12 protein-coding genes are annotated in these 16,115 nt (G+C 28.5%); 10 read left to right on the top strand and 2 right to left on the bottom strand.

Annotated features, from left to right (window positions below; translation table 11 throughout):
• The first annotated feature begins 10 nt into the window (after positions 1–10).
• From PZA12_RS23065 to PZA12_RS23040, 6 genes are all read left to right on the top strand, one after another.
• Positions 11–1,387, top strand: a complete 1,377-nt coding sequence (locus PZA12_RS23065; RefSeq protein ID WP_103699037.1) for an ABC transporter permease — start codon at positions 11–13, stop codon at positions 1,385–1,387.
• A 12-nt stretch (positions 1,388–1,399) separates the two neighbouring features.
• Positions 1,400–2,662 (top strand): ABC transporter ATP-binding protein, encoded by a 1,263-nt coding sequence (locus PZA12_RS23060; protein ID WP_012060903.1) that lies wholly within the window; start codon positions 1,400–1,402, stop codon positions 2,660–2,662.
• A gap of 18 nt (positions 2,663–2,680) precedes the next feature.
• Positions 2,681–3,607: a class I SAM-dependent methyltransferase gene (locus tag PZA12_RS23055; RefSeq protein WP_103699038.1), complete on the top strand. Its 927-nt coding sequence runs from the start codon at positions 2,681–2,683 to the stop codon at positions 3,605–3,607.
• Between the two features lie 3 nt (positions 3,608–3,610).
• On the top strand, positions 3,611–5,038 hold the full coding sequence (locus tag PZA12_RS23050) for a hypothetical protein (RefSeq protein ID WP_103699039.1): 1,428 nt from the start codon (positions 3,611–3,613) through the stop codon (positions 5,036–5,038).
• A gap of 65 nt (positions 5,039–5,103) precedes the next feature.
• On the top strand, positions 5,104–9,192 hold the full coding sequence (locus tag PZA12_RS23045; protein WP_103699040.1) for a glycosyltransferase: 4,089 nt from the start codon (positions 5,104–5,106) through the stop codon (positions 9,190–9,192).
• A complete protein-coding gene (locus PZA12_RS23040) occupies positions 9,182–9,751 on the top strand; it encodes a class II D-tagatose-bisphosphate aldolase non-catalytic subunit (protein WP_103699041.1) in 570 nt (189 codons plus the stop codon). The genes PZA12_RS23045 and PZA12_RS23040 overlap by 11 nt, the downstream gene beginning before the upstream one ends.
• Positions 9,752–9,827: 76 nt before the next feature.
• Here the strand turns inward: PZA12_RS23040 and PZA12_RS23035 are convergent, their stop codons facing one another.
• Together PZA12_RS23035 and PZA12_RS23030 are read right to left on the bottom strand one after the other, a co-directional pair.
• Positions 9,828–10,961 (bottom strand): cadherin-like beta sandwich domain-containing protein, encoded by a 1,134-nt coding sequence (locus PZA12_RS23035; protein ID WP_103699042.1) that lies wholly within the window; start codon positions 10,959–10,961, stop codon positions 9,828–9,830.
• Between the two features lie 407 nt (positions 10,962–11,368).
• Positions 11,369–12,373 (bottom strand): NlpC/P60 family protein, encoded by a 1,005-nt coding sequence (locus PZA12_RS23030; RefSeq protein ID WP_103699043.1) that lies wholly within the window; start codon positions 12,371–12,373, stop codon positions 11,369–11,371.
• A gap of 265 nt (positions 12,374–12,638) precedes the next feature.
• On the opposite strand from PZA12_RS23030, the gene PZA12_RS23025 reads away from it, so the two are divergent.
• From PZA12_RS23025 to PZA12_RS23010, 4 genes are all read left to right on the top strand, one after another.
• Complete coding sequence (locus PZA12_RS23025) at positions 12,639–13,730, top strand: AI-2E family transporter (protein ID WP_103699044.1); 1,092 nt, start codon at positions 12,639–12,641, stop codon at positions 13,728–13,730.
• 212 nt (positions 13,731–13,942) lie between these two features.
• Complete coding sequence (locus PZA12_RS23020) at positions 13,943–14,635, top strand: YveK family protein (protein WP_103699045.1); 693 nt, start codon at positions 13,943–13,945, stop codon at positions 14,633–14,635.
• A 280-nt stretch (positions 14,636–14,915) separates the two neighbouring features.
• Entirely contained in the window at positions 14,916–15,638 is a 723-nt protein-coding gene (locus tag PZA12_RS23015) for a CpsD/CapB family tyrosine-protein kinase (protein WP_103699049.1), read from the top strand.
• The gene (locus PZA12_RS23010) at positions 15,625–15,915 is read left to right on the top strand and encodes a CpsB/CapC family capsule biosynthesis tyrosine phosphatase (protein ID WP_181006033.1); all 291 of its coding nucleotides are present in this window, start codon (positions 15,625–15,627) and stop codon (positions 15,913–15,915) included. Before PZA12_RS23015 ends, PZA12_RS23010 begins: the two co-directional genes overlap by 14 nt.
• Positions 15,916–16,115: the final 200 nt, after the last annotated feature.

Genomic DNA, 16,115 nt, shown 5'->3' with positions numbered 1-16,115 from the left:
AATATATAATATGAATAAGAGAAAGTTTATTAAATTAACAATATTAGTATCATTAATTTTTATAACAAATATATTAATATTTAAATTTTGTAACATAGATGATAAAAATATAACATTAAGTTATAAAATAGTATCGAATGAACAAGATAGCTATCAAGTATTTTATGGAACTGACATGCTATGGAGTGAAGAACAGTCGCAAAGAAATAGTTATACAAATATAAATAGACAAGAAACACTCAAATTTTCAATTCCAAAAGATATAACAAATTTAAGATTTGATTTTGGTGAACACCCAGCAAATATAAATGTATCAGAGATTAAGTTGTCATGCTGGGGAAAAAGTATAAATATAGATTTGAATGAAATATTAAATGAGAATAACGAAAATCAAATTGGAGAAGTGCAAGAAATAAACAATTCTTTAAATATAGAGACTATAGGTAATGATCCATATGTAGTATATAAAATGGATTCAACTTTAATATCCGGTCTTATTGAATATGAGGATTCCATAAATAATGCAATTAAATTAGGAAGTTGTATTTTAATAGATATATTAGCAGCGATTGTCTTAAGAAAATCAAGAAGTGTTTTGATATTAATCCAAGAATTAAAAAATAACAAGACATTAATATGGAGTTTATCAAAAAATGATTTTAAAACTAAGTATGCGGGATCATACTTAGGAATAATTTGGGCATTTATTCAGCCAATAGTAACTATATTGGTTTATTGGTTCGTTTTCGAATATGGATTGAAATCAGGTTCTCCTATTAAAGGAGTACCATTTATAGTATGGTTTATGTCAGGTCTCGTACCATGGTTCTTCTTTCAGGAAGCGCTTTTAAATGCTACAAATTGTATGTTAGAGTATACTTATTTGGTTAAGAAGGTTGTTTTTAAGATTAGTATACTGCCAATAGTAAAAATATTATCAGCACTATTTGTACATTTAGTGTTTATAGTATTCTTGTTTTTTGTTGCAGCGATATATAGATTTTATCCATCTCTATATACAACGCAATTGATATATTACTCATTCTGTACATTTTGTATTGTACTTGGAATATCATATGCTACATCAGCAATAGTAATATTCTTTAAAGATCTTGGACAAATAATAAATATATTCTTACAAGTAGGAATGTGGTTAACACCAATAATGTGGAGTTATACAATGGTACCTCAACAATATCAGTGGATATTAAAATTAAGTCCTATGTATTACATAGTTGAAGGATATAGAGATACATTTATAAATCATGTTTGGTTTTATGAAAGGTATTTTCAAACAATATATTTTTGGGTAGTAACATTAGGAGTATTTGCAATTGGAGCAGTTGTGTTTAAAAAATTAAAGCCTCATTTTGCAGATGTATTATAGGAGAGATTTTAAATGAATGATATAGCCATAAACGTGGAACACTTAAGTAAAATATATAAGTTGTATGATAAGCCAATAGATAGATTAAAAGAGTCTCTTTTTTTTACAAGGAAGGTTTTATATCATGAACATTATGCATTAAATGATATAAATTTCGAAATAAAAAAAGGAGAAACTCTGGGTATTATTGGTACTAATGGCTCAGGAAAGTCTACGATATTAAAAATTATTACAGGGGTATTAAATCCAACACTTGGGAGGGTTGAAGTAAATGGAAGAATATCGGCTTTACTAGAATTGGGAGCGGGTTTTAATCAAGAATATACTGGAATTCAAAATATTTATCTTAATGGAACTATGATGGGGTTCACAAAGGAAGAAATCGATAGAAAAGTGAATAATATTATTGAATTTGCAGATATAGGTGGATTTATTAATCAACCTGTAAAAACTTACTCTAGTGGTATGTTTGTTAGATTAGCTTTTGCAGTAGCTATTAATATTGAGCCTGAGATCTTAATCGTTGATGAAGCACTTTCAGTAGGGGATGTTTTCTTTCAAAATAAATGTTATAGGAAATTTGAGGAATTTAAATCAGAAGGAAAAACAATTTTATTTGTAAGCCATGATTTGGGAAGCATTAGTAAGTATTGTGATAGGGTAATTTTGCTAAATAGAGGAAGAAAAATTTGTGAAGGAAATCCCAAGGAATCTATTGATATGTATAAAAAAGTGTTGGTGAATCAGCAGGATGATAGTTATGATATAAATCATATTTCGCAAAATAAATATATCGAAAAAGGTCAATGGAAAAGGTCATTGACAGTTAATCCCGATACACTAGAGTATGGGAATAAATTTGCGGAGATAATAGACTTTGGTATCGTTGATAATACAGGTATTATAACAAATAATATAACCAAAGGAACTATATTTATGATCAAAATGAAAGTCTTATTTAATAAAAAAATTCAAAATCCTATTTTTGCATTCACGATTAAAGATTTAAAGGGTACAGAAATTACAGGAACTAATACAATGATAGAGAAAGAAGATATTTCAGTTATAGAGCAGGGAGACATAAAAGAGATAAGTTTTACGCAAAATATGAATATACAGGGTGGACAATATCTTTTATCCTTAGGATGCACTGGCTATAGAGATGGGGATTTTACCGTATATCATAGACTTTATGATGTATGCAATATCACTGTAGTTTCACATAAAAATTCGATTGGCTACTATGATATGAATTCAGAAGTAAAAATAAAGTAGAATTAAGGAAGGCATACTATGAATGAGAAAATTGGAAACTTAACTTTGAATTATAAGCATTACTCAGGTGTTGATTTATACAGTGATGGTGAAGTTGAAGATGAACTTTTGGGAATTGTTAAAAATCACGAGGAAAAGGAATATAATAAGATAATTGCTCAAAGTAATAAGTGGGCGATAATGTATCATTTATCTCATTTGAGAGCTAATATAGTAGAATGGTTACCTATTACAAAGCAAGATACTATATTAGAAATAGGTTCTGGATGTGGAGCGATTACTGGAACTTTAGCAAGTAAAGCTAAAAAAGTTACATGCATTGAACTATCTGAAAAAAGAAGCCTTATTAACGCCTATAGGAATAAGGAAAAAGATAATATAGAAATTTGGTTAGGCAATTTTGAGGAGAGTGAAAAAGATATTGTAGAAAAATACGACTATATAACACTTATAGGTGTATTTGAATATGGAGAAAAGTATATTTCTACTGAAAAACCTTATGAAAACTTTTTAACTATAATAGGTAAACACTTAAATGAAAACGGAAAAATTATAATTGCTATAGAAAATAAATTAGGTCTAAAATATTGGGCTGGTTGTCAAGAGGACCATGTAGGGAAGTACTTTGAAAGTATAGAAGATTACCCAATTACAAACGGAGTAAAAACATTTTCTAAAAAAGAATTAGAGGAAATTATAAAGAATAGTGGATTCTTTAATTATAAGTTTTATTATCCATATCCAGATTATAAATTACCAACAACTATCTACTCAGATAAGTATTTGCCTAAAAAAGGTGAACTTAATAATAACATGAGGAATTTTGATAGAGAACGTATTATTACATTTGATGAAACTAGAGTGTACGATATGATTATAAAAGAAAATCTATTTCCTATATATTCGAATTCATACTTAGTAGTTTTGGAAAAAGGGAGGAATTAATACGTGAAGAATGTTATATACTCTAAGTATTCTAATGATAGGGCTGACAAATTTAAAATTAGAACTGATATTGTAGAGGACTTAGAAAATAGATTTGTTCGTAAGAAAGCACTTACGCAAGAAGCTGATACTCATATTGATGGTATTTATGAAAATTATAAATTATTATCAGAAGCGTATAAAGGATCAAAGATATGTATAAATAAGTGCCACAGAATAGATGATGGAGTAGAATTTGAATATATAGAGGGTAGTACGCTAGAAGAAGAATTAGATGAACTATTGAAGAAGAAAAGATATAATGAATTAGTAAATAAAATACAGGAATATGTATCTACTATAGAGACTGGAATTGGAACAGGAAAATTTAAAAAAACAAAGGATTTCATAAAGATATTTGGAGATGTTAATTTACCATCATCATTAAGAGCTGGTGATATCAATGATATTGATTTAGTTTTTAGTAATATTATAGTAGGGGAAAAGTGGAATATTATAGATTATGAGTGGTCTTTTAATTTTTCTATACCTTTTAATTTTATTATTTATAGGGCTCTACATTACTATATGTACGGTTCAGCTAAACGCCACGAAGTAATAAATCTAGGGTTGTATAAATTAATGGGGATTACGGATGACGAAATAGTACAATATGACATTATGGAAAGGAACTTTCAATCTTACGTTTTGGGAACCTTAATTCCAACAAGAGATTTATATACTACAATCGCAGAAATGAATATCAATGTTCAAAATGTTATTGAACGAGAGCGAAAAAATTCCTATAAAAAAACTATGCAAGTATTTTATGATTATGGCAATGGATTTACTGAATCTCAATCATATAAGTTTATTCCAGAGATAGATTCTAATAATAAAGTGAAAATTGAAATTCCATTAGCATCTAATACAAAGCAAATTAGAATTGATCCTTCTAATTATGTGTGTATAGTAAATATTGATAGTATATTAGGATACAATGAAAATTATTATTCTTTAGATGCAATTACAAATGGATTAAGTTTAAGAGAAAAATTCATATTGTTTTCAACTGATGACCCGCAGATAGTATTATCTGATATAAAATTAAACACAAGTAGGATAGAGGTTCAACTAGAAGTACAAATGATATCTAAAGAAATTGTAGTGAGATTATATAGCCTTTTGCAAGAAAAAGAAGATCAATTAAAACATGAGTATTATAAAATTGAAGGGCTAACAAAAGAAGTAGAAGAAATACATGAATTAAAAGAGCAAATAAGCATTATGGAAGAACAATTAAGGAATAAAGAAGAACAACTAAGGAATAAAGAAGAACAACTAAAGAATAAAGAAGAACAATTAAAAAATAAGGAACAATATATTAATGAAATTCATGCTAGTAAAGGATGGAAAGCTTTGTGTATGACCAAAAAGTTATTAGGTAGATAGAATGTTACATAAGTATAAAGTAAAATCTTTGAATTGTAATTATATGAAAATGGAAGGGTAGAAACATGAATATAGAGCTGATAAAAGAAAGTATAGCTGCGGCAGACGTGGTATCATTTGATATATTCGATACATTAATTTTTAGAATAGTCAATGAACCGGAAGATATATTTACATTAATAGGCTATATTTTAAATATAAAGGATTTTAAAGAAATTCGGCAAAAAGGTCAGCAAATGGCGAGTATGAAAGTTGAAAGAGAATATGGATTTCCGCATGCTGATATAGATGAAATATATGAATACATTAAGCAGACATCTGATATGAAGGTTGATTGGGAATATGTTAAAAATTATGAGCTAGAAATGGAGTTAGATTCACTAGTTTGCAACAAAGAAATACTTGAGGTTTACAAGTTTGCTAAGAATTCTAATAAAAGAGTAATTGCTACAAGTGATATGTATATAAAATCAAAGGATGTTAAGCGTTTTTTGGATAAGTGTGGATTCAGTGACTTTGATGAGATATATGTTTCGGCAGATTTAAGGAAAACTAAGTATGTTGGAGATATATTTGATGAAATATTGAATATTGAAAAAATTAAGCCAAATCAAATGTTGCATATTGGTGATAACTTTAACTCTGATTTTACTAATTCCAGTAGCAAAGGAATTAAGGCAATACACTACAAGTGTAATCAATTTGATGAGGTTAAAATGTCTTCAGATAGTCTAAATTTATTTAATCTTATAAATCATGGTGTTTTGAATGTCGTTAAAAATAACAATAATAATAAGAGCTTTTGGTATTATCTTGGTGCAAGAGTTGGTGGGCCTTTATACATTGGCTTATTAAACTGGATGGAAAAGTGTTTAGAAAAAGAAGAATATGATAATATATACTTTTTATCAAGAGACGGTTACATTTTACATAATATTTTTAAAGAACTTAATTTCGATAATATTCACTATATGTATGCATCAAGAAGGGCATTATTATTAGCAGGGATTGATAAATTAGATGAGGAATCACTAAACAATCTTCCACCATATACTTATGGGCAGCAAGTTAAGGATATTTTGGAATATTTGAATATAGAAGATATAGAACAAAATACTTTACGAGATGCCGGATTCAATAGTGTTAATGATATTATAAGTACTAGAGCTGACTTTGATAAGATGAAGAGGTTATTTTCTTTAAATGAGAAAAGTATATTGAAAAATTGTAAAGAAGAAAGAGAAAATGCAATTAAATATTTTGAAAATTTAAATTTTCTTTCAAGTAATTCAGTAATATTTGATTGTGGATGGAATGGAAGTTCTCAATATTTATTAGATAAGCTTTTGGACAAATGTGAGTACCATAAAAAAAACAAATTTATTTATGCTGGGATAATGAATAATGATAAAAGTAAACGCCAATTGAGAAATAAGAGTTTTGAGAGTTATTTGTTTGGTCATGAATTTAACTACAATTTAGAACAGAGAGTAGTGACTTCAATTGTATTATTAGAGCTTTTCTTTGGCGCACCACATAGCTCTGTTTGGAGATATGGAGAAAATGGTCCTGAACTAGAGGAAATTGAACCAAGCCATGATCATAAACAAGATATATTCGAGGGGATACTATCGTATGTAAAAGAAATCTATGGATTTGCTAAAAAATATAATATAGAAATAAAACCAGAAGATGCATTAAGAGGAATTTTTAAATTAATAGAAGAACCAACAGAAGAAGAAGCAGTTAAGATTGGAAATCTACCAAATGTGGATGGCTTTGTAGCACAAAAGAATGAAATGAAGTACATAGCGAAATTAAAGTTGGGTACTTTATTTAAAAATATTAGAACTGAGATATATTGGCCTCAAGCACTTATTGCTAGAAAAGATATTAACCCTATAGTTAAGTATTTTGTGAAAAAAAAATTCCACTTAAAGAAAATAAAATCTGAAAGAAAGGTTAGGAGTATGAGATTATATAACAAAATGCCACATATTAAAAAAGGCCTAAGCATTTTGAAAGATGAAGGTATAATAACTTTTCTTTATAAGTTATATAGGAAGTTGAAAAACAGAAAGAATACTGATAACAATGAATATTATAAATGGATTAAGGATAATGAATCGGATATATTCGAAAAGAGAGAATTAAGTTTTAATCCATTGATATCTATAGTTGTTCCTGTATATAATGTTTTAGACGAGCAACTAGTGGAATGTATAGAGTCTGTTATAAATCAAACATACGATAATTGGCAATTATGTTTAGTTGATGATGCATCAACATGGAATAGTGTTGTAAAGGTACTTAATAAGTATGAAAAGAATACTAAAATTAATATTGTTTATAGAAAAGAGAATGGACATATTTCACGTGCAACTAATGATGGGATAAGCATTGCTAATGGAGAGTTTATTGCATTTTTAGATTGTGATGATGTACTAGCTCCTAATGCGGTATACGAAGTAGCTAAAAAATTAAACGAAGATTCTGAGTATGATTTTATTTATAGTGATGAAGATAAGCTGACTGCTGACGGTAAACATAGGCATTCTCCTTTCTTTAAGCCAGATTGGTCTCCAGATACTTTTATGTCATTAATGTATACATGTCATTTTTCTGTTTATAGAAAGAGCATCATAGATGAAATAGATGGATTACGTACAGAGTTTAATGGGGCTCAGGATTATGACTTTACACTAAGATTTACTGAGAAGGCGAAAAAAATCGGACATATTGATAAAATATTATATCACTGGAGAGAAAGAGAAGAATCTATTGCATCAAATCCAGAAGCAAAGCCATATGCGTTGCAAGCAGTTAAAAGATGCAAAGAAGAGGCACTGGAAAGACGTGGACTTAAAGGTACTGTTGAATATGTAAATGATATGTTTCAGTATAGAGTTAAGTATACAAATGATGAGAAACCACTTGTAAGTATAATTATACCTTCAAAAGATAATTTCAAAATATTGAATAATTGTATTGAATCAGTTAAGAAATATACTTCATACTACAATTATGAAATTGTGGTGGTTGATAATGGAAGTAATAACGAAAATAAAAACAAATATGAAGATATTTGTAAGAAATATAATTGTAGATACCATTATGAAAAAATGAACTTTAATTTTTCAAAGATGTGCAATATAGGTAGTAGAATAGCAAAAGGGAAATTCTATTTATTTTTAAATGATGATATTGAAATTTTTCAAGAAGAATGGTTGGAAATTATGTTGGGACAAGCTAGTCTTAAGCATGTTGGAGCAGTCGGTGCAAAGTTATTATATCCTAATAGCAATATTATACAACATATTGGGATCACTAATTTGAAAATTGGACCATCACATAGTCAGATAGGATTTGATGATAGAATAGTTTATTATTATGGAAGAAATAGGATGGAGTATAATTTTATTGCCGTAACAGGCGCTTGCCTAATGATTGAAAGGCATAAGTTTGAAGAAATAAGTGGATTTGATGAAAACTTAAGTGTGGCTTATAATGATGTGGATCTTTGTTTTAAATTAGTAGAGCATAAATACTATAATGTTGTTAGGAATGATGTTTCGTTATATCATCATGAATCAATAAGTAGAGGAATAGATGATATTAATAAAGAAAAAATGACAAGGTTATTGAAAGAACGTAAAATTTTGTTCGATAAGCACAAGCAATTTAAAGGATGGGACCCGTTCTATAATACAAATTTGACTGAATGTAAAGTTGATTATGATATTAAGTACAAACCTGAGTTTAACAAAATGTTGGAGATTAATATAGAAATAAAGAATAAGTGGGTTAGTAATGCTTGTAAAGCATGTATAGATTCAATAAATGTAGGTAGCAACATACGAATTGAAGGATGGGCGTTTATTGAAGGAATTAGAGTTAATAATCTTAATTCTAAGAAAATTGTATTAATTGATGAAGAAAGTAATAATAGTATATTTTCTACAGATGTTGTAATTAGAAAAGATGTTACAAGTGTTATGAAAAAACAAGGAAATTTAAATTTAAGTGGATTTTCTTGTACAATAGATTCATCATTATTGACAAAAAAAACGTATAAGGTGGGATTGCTTTTAGAAAATAAATTGTTGCATAAGAAAAAATTTATCATAACAGATAAAAAAATAAATCTTCAGTAAAGCATCTTATAATAATATTGTATTTAAAGGATATTCTACAGATTATCAGACAGCTGATAGTTTGAAGAGAATGGTTGAAGATGGAATCGCAATACTAGAAGTTGGACCAGCTTTAACGTTTGCACTTAGAGAGGGACTTTTCGCTTTGAGTTATATGGAAAATGAATTATTTAAATATGCTGCAGATGTAGAAATTTCAAATTTTATTGAAGTACTTGATAAAGCAATGATCAAAAATCCAAGCAATTGGAGGAAACATTATCATGGAGCAGGAAGTAAAATTAAATATGCTAGAAAATATAGCTACTCTGATAGATCAAGATACTATTTTCCAACAGAAGAAGTAATATACGCACAAAACATTTTAATAAAAAATATGAAGTCTGTGGAGATACCGTTGACTTTAATAAATCAATTTATGCCAATTCAATATAATAAGATAAGAAATGGATTGTTAAGGAATGATCCAGAGGAACTTATTAAAGATTGGGTAGTTAATTGCATTGATGAATATATCTATGCATCAACTCCATCAGAAGTGAGTAAACAAGTTATTTAAAAAAATAAGGCAGCTAATTCTTGTATTGTACACAAGATTAGCTGCTAGTTTTTTATTTTAAAAGGATCATTTGGAATTATTTAGTATAGGTTCCGTCAGAACCTAGTTTATATCCATCAATTGTAGTATTTTTAGCCATAATTCCTGATTCTCTTAGGTAATACCATTTTCCAGAAGAGTCCTTTATCCAACCCGTTTTCATTGCGCCACTTGCATCAAAGTAATACCAGTCATTTCCGATTAATGTCCATCCAACAGCTATAGTTCCATCAGCTTTTCTATATTGCCAGCAGGCTTCTGCTTGTACAGCTTGAGAGTTCTGATTAGTTGCAGTAGTGTTATTATTTGAAGCTACTTGCGAGCTACTTCCTCTTGTAACAACTAAATAATATTCTCTAGTTTTACGATTAGAATTTATAATTCTAATTTTTATAATATTTTTTCCTTCATCTAAAGATACGAGTCTAGTATCTTTATCATCACTAGGATCTAAATCTTTGTCATTAATTGATAATTTATAGCTTTGTTGTTCTGGAACAGCTTTAACGTTAATATAGGATATGTTTTCATCAACATTTATATTCTGTACGGGCTCTGTCTTATCAAAAGAGAAATCGATTTTATTACTGTTAGGATCAAATAAAACTAGTCGATTTAAGTAAATATCATCATAGTTTTTTAGAGTTATTGTATTATCATCTATAGTTTCTTGGGTATCGCCATCAATAACACTATCTTCATCAGTCATTTCTCTTTCTACAACAAGTTCATATTCTAGGGAATAATTGCTATCAGAGGCGTTTTTAGAATCATAAAGTCTTATATAAATAGTCTTGCTTTGACCTTCCGCGATATTTATTTTACCATAGATATCACTTAGCTTTATATTTTCATTTCCAACAAAGACTCTTATATCAGCGGCCTTAGTTTCAATGGTGCTCAAGTTAAAGCTAGTTTTATTAGAAGGAATTTTTGAATATATAACTACTGGAATTTTGTCGCCTTTTTTTACTCTATAATCTCCTTTGCGAGTTATACTATTGTATATTGACAAAATAGAACCTTCTGACGTTAGATCTAAAGATGTTATTTCATCTCCAGAGTATGCATAAGCGCATTTTTCTCCTATGCTCATAGTTGATGGCATCCATGTATAAAAAGCTGTACTTATAACGGTAAATATAATAATTTTTTTTACATTTTTGTTCATGATAAATCGCCTCCACAATAATTATGTATTCGATTAAATTATACCATTTTATATATATTCTATAAATACTAAAATATTACAATATATTATCTTATGAAAATTTATAAGGGACATGAAAGAAAATAACGAGTTAAAAATGCAATGATTATTTTTCATCAGACAATAAAGCAGATTGATCTCATAGCGGGTCTATTAGAACAATCTGCTGAAGCAGTATGATGAAAAATAGGCTTGGCAGATTGACTTGTTATTTTTTGAATGTCTCTAAATTAAAGCAGCTAGTTTCTTTAATTAAACTAGCTGCTTTGCTTATAGTATATAATTTTATTTTTTGATATATGTTGAAATTAATCTTATACATCCAAGTATTAATTTAGCACTTGGATTACTAGAGTTTTAAGTTAATATTAGTTTAAAACTCTACCAACATATTTCATATTTGAGGTACTTAACTTACTTATTTTAACAACGTCTCCAGTATGGGGAGCTTGAATATACATATCATATCCTATGTACATACCTACATGAGTTGAATCTGAAACTTTATTGAAGACTAAATCCCCAGGTTTAATTTCTGCCATGCTAATAGGCTTGGCAAAACTTTGCTGTTCTTGTGATGTTCTTGGTATAGTGATTCCTTTAGAATTAAAGACATACTGCATAAGTCCGGAGCAATCAAACCCTTCAGGAGATTCCCCTCCCCACAAATATGGAACTTTCAAATATTTCTCTGCTTCTTCTATAACTCCTTTAGCCTGATCTGTAATGTCAGAAGGTAATGTTACAGGAATAGTGATTCCTATATCCCCTGTTAATAGTGCGTTATTATCTTGTACATATTTTAAGAGAGTATCTTTTTTATCTTCCAAGTCCTTAATTTGTTTTTCAACATCATCTTTATCAGTTTGTAATTCTTGATTTTCTTTTTCTATAGTGGTTTTAATGTTTAAAAGATTGTCTTCTGATTTTTTTGTTTCTAAAATTAAATCTTTATCGCTTGTACAAATTTGAGAAATCAATGACACTCTTTTTAATGCATCTAAAATATCACCTGAAGAAAATAAGGCGTCTAAATATTGTAATGGTGTAGCTTCAAAGCCTCCATTGAATTGAATGCCCTTTAATCGTTCAGATAACTGGTTTTCTCTTTCAGTAAATTGTGTTTGGGTTAAATCAAGCTTAACTTGGTTATCTTTTATATCATTTTCTTTTTCAAGAATTTGCTCTTTTAGTTGATTTAACTTATCCATGTTATATTCAATTTCATTATCGTATTCCTGTATGTTTTGTATAGCTTGTTCAAGTGTTAAGTTGCTATCATTAGGGTCCGCAAATGCTGGTACTGAGTTGCATATTGACGTAATAAGTAGCGCTGAAGCCACTATCGCCCCAATTCTATTATTTTTTTTCATCTTATCCTCCTTTATGCCTACTCTATAGATATGGTTTTTGTAAAGTAGAATAGATTATTTAATATTATCCGATAACTTATATTATACTACAAACAACTTACAAAATAATTGCAATTTATTAAGATTTTATTAAAATGTTAAGGTAAATGGTTCCAGAGCATAATTATTTTATTTAAATTTATTAATATGGAAAGGTTTATTGGAATTTCTTGTTTTAAGCATATGATTTATAGGATATAATAATTACTAGAAGGGGGAATAAGATGTGAATTTCTTAAGAGAACTATTTAAAAAAGATATAGTCAGAAGAATTTGCGTTCTTCTTATTATTGTATTTTTTATGTATATATTAAGATCAATGCTTAATCTATTTTTACTTACATTTTTCTTTACATATATTGCATACAGTCTACAAGTAGGAATTACGAAACGGTTAGATAAGTTTATAAAGGTGAAACCGATAATAGTAACATTATTTTTATACATATTCATGACATCTATTATTATCTTTGCAAGTTATAGGTATATACCAATAATTATTAGACAGCTTACAGAGATTGGGATGAAAATATCTAGATTTGATTTTAGAGATATTGGTGGGGAAGTTTTATCTACGTACATTGTACCATACTTTGGAAAGGTTGATTTCATGTCATTTTTTAAGAATTCTGAAATAAATGATTTATTGAAATTTGATCAATTTTTGAAATATGCTTCAAATATAGGTACTTGGAGTTTTAATATATTTGTGTCTTTAATATTAAGCCTCTTTTTTATGGTTGAAAGAGAGAAAATCAAAGAATTTTTCTCAGAGTTTCAAGATAGTAAGATTGCCATATTATATAGGTATACAAAAGATTTTGGAATAAATTTTTTGAATTCATTTGGAAAAGTAATTCAAGCTCAAATAATTATTGCATTTGTTAATAGTATTTTATCTGTTATATCTCTTTTTGCATTGGGATTTCCGCAGGTTTTAGGCCTTGGAGTTATGATTTTCTTATTTAGCTTAGTCCCAGTTGCAGGAACAATTGCATCGTTAATACCTTTAAGTATAATAGCATACACAGTTGGCGGTTTTAAAATGATTTTATATATTCTTATAATTATCGCAGTTTTACATGCACTTGAGAGTTATGTATTGAACCCTAGGTTTATGGCAGATAAGACTGAATTACCAGTCTTTGTCGTATTTATTACACTTTTAGTATCAGAGCATTTTATGGGAGTTTGGGGGTTATTACTTGGAGTGCCTCTTTTAATGTTTGTATTAGATTTGTTGAATATCAAACCAAGATCTAAAAATAGAAAGCATAGAAAACTTGTGACACTTAAGAAAAAACGCATTGATGAGTAAAATTACTCCCTAAAAATTTAGAAGGAAATATCTTAGCTAGGTTAAAACTATTGGTTTCAGCCTAGTTTTTATTTTTAAAAGTAATTCTAGTGGAAATTTTCCATTAGGATTTTTTTATTTTAAAAATATGAATGAAAGAGAAGGAAATTACTAAAAATATAATTATTGTATTTAGGACTATTGAAAAATTTATTGTATATGGAGAAGTTTAAATGATGAGTAACGATATTATAAGAATTGATGAAATAGCAAATCCAATAATAAAAAGATGGAAAATGATACTCTTAGTAACATTAGTAACGACATTGTTAGCTTTAATTATAAGCTATTTTATAATTCCACCTAAATATGAAGCAAATACTAAAGTCTTTATAGGAAAAGAAAATACTACTGGTCAGGATCAAAACTATAGCACTAATGATGTGCAGATGTATCAAAAACTAATAAAGACTTATGCAGAAATAATAAAGACCAATGATTTAGTACAAAGGGCCATAGACTCAAGTGATATAAACTTAAATTCAGAAAATGTTCTTGATAATTTATCAGTTACGCCAAGAACGGATACACAAATATTGGAGATTAGTTACGTGAGTGCGAACCAAGCATTAGCTGGGGATGTAGTGAATTCAGTTACAAATGAGTTTATAAAATCATCCAGAGAGTTTATACCAAATGGTAACGTAAAGGTTGTAGAAAGTGTTAAGGTACCTCAAAAACCAGTCAGTCCAAATAAAAAGATGTATATAGGAGTCGGCCTTTTGCTTGGTCTGATAGGCAGTGCTGGAGCAAGTTTCTTATTAGAGTTCTTAAATAATACATTTAAAACTAGGGAGCAAATAGAGGAAATCTTAGGTTTGCCAGTTTTAGGTGTTATTCCTGACTTATTTAAAGAAGGTAAGTGATGTGAATTGACAGGAAAAGCGGAGATAGAAATTCTATTTTTTATCAATTAATGCGCTAGATAATTAAAATAAATCATCTACTCTTAAAAAATGAAGTTTATGCTAATAAATTATTTGTAAACAAATGCAAGTTGTACTTTTTGATTATTAATGTAGCAAATTTATTTTGATGTTAGGAAGGTGTGAAATCATGTCGTTACTAGAGAAAATAAAAGGCTATACACTAGAAATAATGAAAAGATATAAATTAGAAGAAGCGAGGAGTTATAAAGCAGATAGAATGAAAAGATATAAATTAGAGAAAACAGTAGTTGATAATAGAATTCATGCCGGCTTCATAGTAGAAGATAAACCTAAATCTATAGTTGCAGAAGCTTATAGAACATTGAGAACTAATATACAATATTCTTCCTTTGATAAGGAAATAAGAACAATAGCTGTTACTAGTGCAGAAATGGCAGAGGGAAAATCAACAGTTGCAGGAAATATTGCTGCATCTTTTGCTCAAAATGAAAAGAAAGTGATACTAGTGGATTGCGATTTACGAAAACCCTCAGTTCATAAAAATTTTAAAGTCTCAAATTTGATTGGACTTTCTGAAGTTCTTCTTGGAAAGGCCGCCATTGAAGAAGCAGTACAAAAAAGGAATGATAATTTTTATTTTTTAACATCAGGGAAGATTCCACCAAATCCATCAGAAATGTTATCATCTTCTGCTATGAGCAATTTAATAGAAAGATTAAAAGTAGAATTCAATATAGTGGTTTTAGATACAGCACCGCTTAAAGCAGTTACAGATGCACAAATACTATCAACAAAGGTAGATGGGACTATTTTAGTTATAAGGGCGGGAGAAACGAAAAGAGATATAGTAATGGATGCAAAAAATCTTTTGGATAAAGTGGGAGCTAATATTATAGGAACAGTATTACATGCGGTGGAGAATACAAGAGGAAAATATTCTTATTATTATGGAAATGATGAAGACAATGATAATTTATAGTGAACAAATGTTAGTTTATAGAAAAACTACGCATATATTTTTAGAGAATAATATATATAATTTTATTGGTTCTGATGCTCATGACATAGATAACAGAACTACTGGACTTAGAAAAGCTATAAATATATTAAATGATAATAATAATGAAATAATAAATAAAAATATCTTTGAAGAGAGCTCTAAAAAGCTGATTAATAATGAGGTTATAAATTTCGTTGGAAAAAAAGTTAAGATAAAGAAATCGATATTTTCGTTTTTTAAAAATAAGTCAAAGTAATCAGGATTTCAAATCATAACAACACAAATAGCTTAAGAATATAGTGGAGGAGAATCCTATTTAAAATGCCGCTGCTTTGAATAGTGATATGGACAAAAAAATGTATATATGTTACATTAACAATGTGGTTAAACGATTACGTAAAGTTTTGTTATATTATATTAATGCAATGCTAAGTATCATTTCGCATCTATTTAGTA

This window comes from Clostridium beijerinckii (assembly GCF_036699995.1).
GTDB classification, from domain to species: domain Bacteria; phylum Bacillota; class Clostridia; order Clostridiales; family Clostridiaceae; genus Clostridium; species Clostridium helianthi.
The sequence above is the reverse complement of the archived record's forward strand: the minus strand, read 5'-3'. Positions and strand labels throughout refer to the sequence as shown.

Bases quoted from the DNA above. Each gene is read 5' to 3' on its own strand.
- PZA12_RS23065 (WP_103699037.1), top strand. From the start codon at position 11: ATGAATAAGAGAAAGTTTATTAAATTAACAATATTAGTATCATTAATT.
- PZA12_RS23060 (WP_012060903.1), top strand. From the start codon at position 1,400: ATGAATGATATAGCCATAAACGTGGAACACTTAAGTAAAATATATAAG.
- PZA12_RS23055 (WP_103699038.1), top strand. From the start codon at position 2,681: ATGAATGAGAAAATTGGAAACTTAACTTTGAATTATAAGCATTACTCA.
- PZA12_RS23045 (WP_103699040.1), top strand. From the start codon at position 5,104: ATGAATATAGAGCTGATAAAAGAAAGTATAGCTGCGGCAGACGTGGTA.
- PZA12_RS23035 (WP_103699042.1), bottom strand. From the start codon at position 10,961: ATGAACAAAAATGTAAAAAAAATTATTATATTTACCGTTATAAGTACA.
- PZA12_RS23030 (WP_103699043.1), bottom strand. From the start codon at position 12,373: ATGAAAAAAAATAATAGAATTGGGGCGATAGTGGCTTCAGCGCTACTT.
- PZA12_RS23020 (WP_103699045.1), top strand. From the start codon at position 13,943: ATGATGAGTAACGATATTATAAGAATTGATGAAATAGCAAATCCAATA.
- PZA12_RS23015 (WP_103699049.1), top strand. From the start codon at position 14,916: ATGAAAAGATATAAATTAGAGAAAACAGTAGTTGATAATAGAATTCAT.
- PZA12_RS23010 (WP_181006033.1), top strand. From the start codon at position 15,625: ATGATAATTTATAGTGAACAAATGTTAGTTTATAGAAAAACTACGCAT.